We start from the raw sequence: 6709 nt of genomic DNA on the forward strand, positions 1-6709 counted from the left end.
TCACCGCGGCGGCAGATGGCGGGGGTGCCGCTAGCCGGCTGGGCGTACCTGCTGGTCGGCGCCGACCAGTTCGCCGATCATGGCGGCCAGCCGACGGTAGGGCCCTTCGCGGCCGCTCGAAGACCGAATCACCAGCCCGATACGGCGCCCGGGGCACGGTGCGGCGAAGTGCGCCAGTCCGAGCCGGCTGCGGGCCGCCTCGACGGGCACCGCGCTCTGCGGGATCAGCGTCACGCCCAGTCCGCCTGACACGCATTGCACCGCCGTGGCCAGCGACGCCGCCCGGGTATTGGCCAGCTCGGCGCGCACGCCCGCCTTGCGGCAGAAGTCGAGGGCTTGGTCACGCAGGCAGTGCCCCTCGTCGAGGAGCAGCAGCGGCAGCTGCGCCAGCTCCGCCGGCGGCACTCGTCGCTTGCCCGCCAGAGGATGCCCGGGTGGGAGCGCAAGGACGAAGTCTTCGTCGTAGATCGGGATCTCGGTGACCCCGGCAGCCTCGGCGGGCAACGCGATCAGCGCAGCATCCAGCGAGCCTTCGCGCAGCGCGGTGAGCAGCCGCTCGGTCTGGTCCTCGATCACCCGCAAGGTCAGGCCGGGCAGCTTGTCGGTCAGCCCGGCGAACACCGTCGGCAGGACGTACGGCGCCACCGTCGGAATCAGCCCCAGCCGGATGGTTCCCTGCAGCGGATCCGAGGTGCCCGCCGCGGCGGCGGTGAACGCCGTCACCGACTCGATCACCGCCTGCGCATGCGGGAGCAGCTCGCGACCTTCCGCCGTCAGAAAGACCCGACGGGTCGATCGCTCGATCAGCTGGACGCCAAGGCCGGCTTCCAGCGCCGACAGCGCTTGCGAGAGCGTCGACTGGCTGACCCCGAGAGTCGTTGCGGCACTGCCGAAGTGCTGCTTTTCAGCGACGGCGACGAACGCCCGCAGACCGGCGATCGTCGGCTGATAACTCTTATCGGTCATGCCTATCAGTATAGTGGGAAAAATCACCTTTAATTCTAAGTCGAGTTAGGGCAGCATAGGTAGCGAGACAAAATTGACTGGATCCAATCTTGATAGAGGAGCGACATGGCACTGCTGACGATCGGTGATCAGTTCCCCACCTACCGGCTCACCGCGCTGATCGGTGGCGACCTTTCGAAAGTCGACGCCAAGCAGCCCGAGGACTACTTCACGACCATCTCCAGCGACGACCACCCCGGCAAGTGGCGGGTGGTGTTCTTCTGGCCCAAGGACTTCACCTTTGTGTGCCCGACCGAGATCGCCGCGTTCGGCAAGCTGAACGACGAGTTCGCCGACCGTGACGCGCAGGTGCTGGGCGTTTCGGTGGACAGCGAGTTCGTCCACTTTCAGTGGCGCGCACAGCACGAGGACCTCAAGACGCTGCCCTTCCCGATGCTCTCGGACATCAAGCGCGAGCTGGTCCAGGCCACCGGGGCGCTCAATGCCGACGGCGTTGCCGACCGGGTGACGTTCATCGTCGACCCCAACAACGAAATCCAATTCGTCTCGGTGACCGCGGGTTCGGTGGGCCGCAACGTCGACGAGGTGCTGCGGGTGCTGGATGCGCTGCAGTCCGACGAGCTGTGCGCATGCAACTGGCGCAAGGGCGACCCGACCATAGATGCCGGCGAACTGCTGAAGGCGTCCTGATGAGCATCGAGAATCTCAAGTCCGCCTTGCCGGAGTACGCCAAGGATCTCAAGCTCAACCTCGGCACGATCAGCCGCAGTACCCTGCTGACCGAGGAACAGCTGTGGGGCACGCTGCTGGCCAGCGCCGCCGCGACCCGGAACACTCAGGTGCTCGCCGAGATTGGCGCTGAAGCGGCCGATTACCTCTCGGCAGAGGCCTATCAGGCGGCGCTGGGCGCCGCGTCGATCATGGGCATGAACAACGTGTTCTACCGTGGCCGCGGCTTCCTCGATGGCCAGTACGACGACCTGCGTCCGGGCTTACGCATGAACATCATCGGCAATCCCGGCGTGGACAAGGCGAACTTCGAGCTGTGGTCGTTCGCGGTGTCGTCGATCAACGGCTGCTCGCACTGTGTGACCGCCCACGAGCACACGCTGCGTGAAGCCGGCGTCGACCGGGAGGCGATTTTCGAGGCGTTGAAGGCAGCCGCCATCGTCGCCGGTGTGGCACAGGCGATCACCACGGCACAGACGCTGGCGGCCGCCGGAACGTAGACTCACGCTCTGTGGTTCTCCGCGAGGCCGACTTCGAACATCTGCGTCGCTGTGTCGAACTCGCACGTGCCGCGCTCGAGGGCGGAAGCGCGCCGTTCGGCGCGGTTCTGGTCGGCGCCGACGGCCGGATCCTCTATGAGGACCGCAACCGCACCACCGACAACGACCTGACCCAACATCCCGAATTCGCTATCGCCCGCTGGGCGACCGCCAACTTGCGCCCGGTGCAGCGTGTTCGGACCACGGTCTACACCTCGTGTGAGCACTGTCCGATGTGTGCCGCGGCCCACGCGTGGGCCGGTCTCGGGCGCATCGTCTACGCCACGTCGGGTGCGCAGCTGTGGCAATGGCTGGCCGATTGGGATGTGCCGATACCGCCGGTGGCGCCGTTGCCGATTACGACGGTGGCGCCCAGGGCGGTGGTCGACGGGCCGGTGGCGGAATTCGAGGACGAGCTGAAATCCCTTTACGAGGCCAGGTTCAAGCCTTGACGGCGCCCGGTTGGGTTCGGCACGTGATCTGGTGGCAGGTCTATCCCTTGGGTTTTGTGGGCGCGTTTCCGGCGGATGCGCCACCGGATCCGAGTGAACATCGGCTGCGCCGGATCGCCGAATGGTTCGACCACGCCATCGAGCTGGGTGCGTCGGGGATTGCACTGGGGCCCGTCTTCGCCTCACGCACACACGGTTACGACACCACCGACCACTTCCGGATCGATCCCCGGCTCGGTGACGATGACGATTTCGACTACGTCGTCGGCGAAGCGCATCGACATGGGTTACGTGTCCTGCTCGACGGTGTCTTCAACCACGTCGGCCCCGACTTCCCCCGTAATCATGAGGGGTGGTTTCGGGAGCACACGTTCGAAGGCCACGGCGATCTCACCACCCTGAACCACGACAACCCGGAAGTCGCCGACTATGTCGTCGACGTCATGGGTTATTGGTTGCGACGAGGTGCCGACGGCTGGCGCCTCGATGCGGCATATGCTGTGCCACAGCGATTTTGGTCCGCGGTGCTGCCCAGGGTCCGCGAAATGCATCCCGAAGCATGGTTCGTCGGGGAGCTCATCCACGGCGACTACGCGGCGGTCGTCAGTGAGGCCGGCTTCGATTCGGTTACCCAATACGAGCTGTGGAAGGCGATCTGGAGCGGCCTCAATGACGGCAACTTCTACGAACTGGACTGGGCACTGCAGCGGCACAACGGGTTTGTGGAGAGCTTCCCGCCGCTGACATTCATCGGCAATCACGATGTCACTCGGATCGCCAGCCGGTTAGAGAACTCTGACCACCTGGCCCACGCACTGGTGCTGCTCATGACCGTCGGCGGCGTTCCCAGCGTGTACGCCGGCGACGAACTCGGCTACCTCGGGGTCAAGGAGGAGCGGTTCGGCGGCGACGACGCGATTCGGCCCGAATTCGGTTCTCCCCCAGTGCCCGTGGACGAGCATGGTGCACGAGTGTGGTCGCTGTACCAATACCTGATCGGGTTCCGCCGTCGACACCCATGGCTTTTCGGGGCATCGACGACCGCGCTGCGGCTGGACAACCGGCACTACGTCTATCGGACGCAGCACGGCGACGACGCGTTGATCGTCGCGCTGAACATCGCGGAGTCGCCGTTGCAGATGAGCCTGCCGCACGCGCAGATCATCGCCGGGTCGGGGGCACCGCCGCAGGAGGTCGTCGACGCGGTGACAATCGAGCCGCACGGCTGGCGGATCTTGCAGCCTATTTGAGCCGCTCGACGGTCAGCGAATCTTCTTCGCCGCCGTAGTACTTGTCCAGCAGGGCAACGAAATCCCCGTTGTCGTCGGTGGCATGGGCGAACAACGTCATCGACGAGCGCACCTTGAGATCGTCGGGCGAGCCGAAAATCTCGTTGACCGAGCGGCCTTGGATGTGGTTGACCAGTTGCGCGCATTCGTGCAAGCGCGGTCCCAGCACGTCGTGGTTCAGATACGCCTTGGCTTCCTCGAGTGAGGAAATCGCATACCGGGCGGCTGTCGGGCTGCTGCCCAGTCCGGCGATCTGCGGGAAGATGAACCAGATCCAATGGCTGCGTTTGCGCCCGGCACGCAGCTCCTCGACTACGGTGTGGTAGACGGCGGCCTGCGCGTCGACGAAGCGCTGCAGATCGAAGGGGTCGGTTGCAGAGTCCATGCCAACACGGTTGCACAGACGAGTGCCCAAAGTCCGCGATCTCGCGCCGCTGATCCGGTTCCGCAGACCGCGACTCAGTAGCACCCGGCGCCGACTCGATGCCGCTTTGACCATTGGCGACCTGCGCCGCATCGCCATGCGGCGGACACCCAAGGCCGCCTTCGATTACACCGACGGCGCAGCCGAAGACGAGATCTCGCTGGATCGTGCGCGGCAAGCCTTTCGTGACATCGAGTTTCACCCCGGGGTCCTGCGCAATGTCACCAATGTCCGGACCGGTTGGGAGGTGCTGGGTCAGCCGATAGCGCTGCCGTTCGCGATCGCCCCGACCGGCTTTACCCGGTTGATGCACACCGAGGGCGAGATCGCCGGTGCGCGGGTGGCGGCGGCGGCCGGCATCCCGTTTTCGCTATCCACGCTTGGTACCGCGTCGATCGAAGACGTTGCATCCGCTATCCCCCAGGGCCGCAAATGGTTTCAGCTATACATGTGGCGCGATCGGGACCGCTCGATGGCATTGGTACAACGAGCCGCCGATGCCGGATTCGACACACTGCTGGTCACCGTTGACGTCCCGGTCGCCGGCGCGCGGCTGCGCGACACCCGCAACGGGATGTCGATACCGCCGGCGTTGACGCTGCGCACCGTGCTCGACGCTTCACGGCACCCCCGTTGGTGGTTCGACCTGCTGACCACCGAGCCGCTGGCGTTCGCGTCTTTGGACCGTTGGTCGGGCACCGTGGGCGAATACCTGGATACCATGTTCGATCCCAGCGTCACCTTCGCCGACTTGGCGTGGATCAAGACCCAGTGGCCGTGCAAGCTCGTCGTCAAGGGGATTCAGACACTCGACGACGCCCGAGCGGCGGCCGATCTCGGTGTCGACGGCATCGTCTTGTCCAACCATGGTGGTCGCCAACTCGACCGTGCGCCGGTGCCGTTTCATCTGTTGCCAGTTGTCGCGCGCGAGCTCGGTGCTGATACCGAGATTCTGCTCGACACCGGGATCATGTCCGGAGCGGATATCGTCGCCGCGATCGCCCTGGGGGCGCGCTGCACGCTGGTCGGACGGGCTTACCTGTACGGGCTGATGGCCGGCGGCGAGGCGGGCGTTGGTCGTGCCATCGAGATCCTGTCCGGGCAGCTCACCCGCACCATGCGGCTGCTCGGCGTCACCTGCCTCGAGGAACTGTCGCCCAAACACGTCACGCAATTGCGGCGGCTGGGTCCTGTCGTACCGGGCTTGTCTTGAGTCAAGAAGTTGGCAGCTTTGGGGTGAGTTTTGCCGTCGATGTATTTGAGGGTGCCGAAGAAGCATTCGACGACACCGTTGGTCTGCGGGGATTTGACGCGGGTGCGCACGTGGCGCAGTAGAGGGTCGTCGCCCGTCGAAGGCGGTTTGGAAAGTCTGGCCCTGAAAGCAGGGACCGTTACCGGAGACTACGGCCAGGGTGCGGGTGCGTGGCCGATGACGGTCTCGGCGGCATCGACGATGTCCATCACGCTGCGGTCCGCGCAGGTCATCGAAGTCAAAGGAGGCGTTCGGCTTCAGCGATGGCCGCGATGTGGATAACGCGACCCTGCCAAAAAGGTTGAGTCAGTGCAGGCTGCTAGACTCGAACACATGTTCGAAGCAGATAGCGGTTCTGTGCCGTCGCCGGAGGTGATCGCTCGCTTCGATGACATGTTTGAGCGGCGCCATCCATCGACGACGCCGGAGTCCGCCGCCATGGTGGGTCGGATCTGCTCGTCGTCGCGCGCGGAGAACCGGGCTGCTGCTGCGCAGTTGGTGGCGATTGGGGAATTGTTCGCCTACCGGTTGTCGTGCTCGGATGCCGAGGAGTGGGCCGTCGATACCGAGGAGGCGGTGGCGGCTGAGGTGGCCGCGGCGTTGCGGATTAGTCAGGCGCTGGCGGGCAGCCGGTTGCGCTATGCCCGGGCCCTGCGCGAGCAGCTACCCAAGGTGGGTGAGGTCTTCAAGTCCGGTGATATTGATTTTCGGATGTTCGCCACGATGGTGTATCGCACCGATTTGATCACCGATCGCGATGTGCTGGCGGCGGTGGATGCCGAGCTGGCCCTCAAGGTGCCGCGCTGGCCGTCGATGACTCGTGATCGGCTGGCCGGTCAGGTGGACAAGATCGTGGCCAGGGCCGACGCGGACGCCGTGCGCCGGCGTAAGGAGCGCCATGCTGATCGCGAGGTGTGGATCGGGGATGTGGCCGAAGGCGCGATCTCGGAGATCCACGGGAGTCTGTTCACCGTGGATGCGCATGCGTTGGATAAGCGCTTGGATGCGTTGGCGGGCACGGTGTGTGAGCATGATCCGCGCAGTCGTGATCAGCGCCG

At 65.1% G+C, this 6709-nt stretch carries 8 protein-coding genes; 6 read left to right on the forward strand and 2 right to left on the reverse strand.

The window, feature by feature from the left end; all coding sequences use genetic code 11:
- Positions 1–30: 30 nt before the first annotated feature.
- Positions 31–966, reverse strand: coding sequence for a hydrogen peroxide-inducible genes activator (locus AWC06_RS21855; protein WP_085200027.1), 936 nt, complete (start codon positions 964–966; stop codon positions 31–33).
- A 105-nt stretch (positions 967–1071) separates the two neighbouring features.
- On the opposite strand from AWC06_RS21855, the gene AWC06_RS21860 reads away from it, so the two are divergent.
- Genes AWC06_RS21860 through AWC06_RS21875 form a run of 4 tightly spaced genes read left to right on the forward strand, consistent with a single transcriptional unit; the run spans position 1072 to position 3936 of the window.
- Entirely contained in the window at positions 1072–1656 is a 585-nt protein-coding gene (locus AWC06_RS21860) for a peroxiredoxin (protein ID WP_085200028.1), read from the forward strand.
- The gene (locus AWC06_RS21865) at positions 1656–2195 is read left to right on the forward strand and encodes an alkyl hydroperoxide reductase (protein ID WP_085200029.1); all 540 of its coding nucleotides are present in this window, start codon (positions 1656–1658) and stop codon (positions 2193–2195) included. The genes AWC06_RS21860 and AWC06_RS21865 overlap by 1 nt, the downstream gene beginning before the upstream one ends.
- Before the next feature lie 11 nt (positions 2196–2206).
- Entirely contained in the window at positions 2207–2686 is a 480-nt protein-coding gene (locus tag AWC06_RS21870; RefSeq protein WP_085200030.1) for a nucleoside deaminase, read from the forward strand.
- Positions 2683–3936, forward strand: a complete 1254-nt coding sequence (locus tag AWC06_RS21875; protein ID WP_085200031.1) for an alpha-amylase family glycosyl hydrolase — start codon at positions 2683–2685, stop codon at positions 3934–3936. Before AWC06_RS21870 ends, AWC06_RS21875 begins: the two co-directional genes overlap by 4 nt.
- On the opposite strand, the gene AWC06_RS21880 is transcribed toward AWC06_RS21875, so the two are convergent.
- Entirely contained in the window at positions 3929–4360 is a 432-nt protein-coding gene (locus AWC06_RS21880) for a DUF1810 domain-containing protein (RefSeq protein WP_085200032.1), read from the reverse strand. The two genes, AWC06_RS21875 and AWC06_RS21880, sit on opposite strands and share 8 nt — an antisense overlap.
- Here AWC06_RS21880 and AWC06_RS21885 point away from each other — a divergent pair.
- The gene (locus AWC06_RS21885) at positions 4359–5612 is read left to right on the forward strand and encodes an alpha-hydroxy acid oxidase (protein ID WP_085200033.1); all 1254 of its coding nucleotides are present in this window, start codon (positions 4359–4361) and stop codon (positions 5610–5612) included. The genes AWC06_RS21880 and AWC06_RS21885 overlap by 2 nt on opposite strands.
- A 372-nt stretch (positions 5613–5984) precedes the next feature.
- Positions 5985–6709 (forward strand): DUF222 domain-containing protein (locus AWC06_RS21890; protein WP_139820170.1); only part of this gene is annotated, 725 nt, incomplete at its 3' end.

Source organism: Mycobacterium fragae (genome assembly GCF_002102185.1).
Classification (GTDB): domain Bacteria; phylum Actinomycetota; class Actinomycetes; order Mycobacteriales; family Mycobacteriaceae; genus Mycobacterium; species Mycobacterium fragae.

Coding starts and splice junctions, on each gene's coding strand:
- AWC06_RS21885 (WP_085200033.1), top strand. CDS start 4,359: ATGCCAACACGGTTGCACAGACGAGTGCCCAAAGTCCGCGATCTCGCG.
- AWC06_RS21855 (WP_085200027.1), bottom strand. CDS start 966: ATGACCGATAAGAGTTATCAGCCGACGATCGCCGGTCTGCGGGCGTTC.
- AWC06_RS21865 (WP_085200029.1), top strand. CDS start 1,656: ATGAGCATCGAGAATCTCAAGTCCGCCTTGCCGGAGTACGCCAAGGAT.
- AWC06_RS21860 (WP_085200028.1), top strand. CDS start 1,072: ATGGCACTGCTGACGATCGGTGATCAGTTCCCCACCTACCGGCTCACC.
- AWC06_RS21880 (WP_085200032.1), bottom strand. CDS start 4,360: ATGGACTCTGCAACCGACCCCTTCGATCTGCAGCGCTTCGTCGACGCG.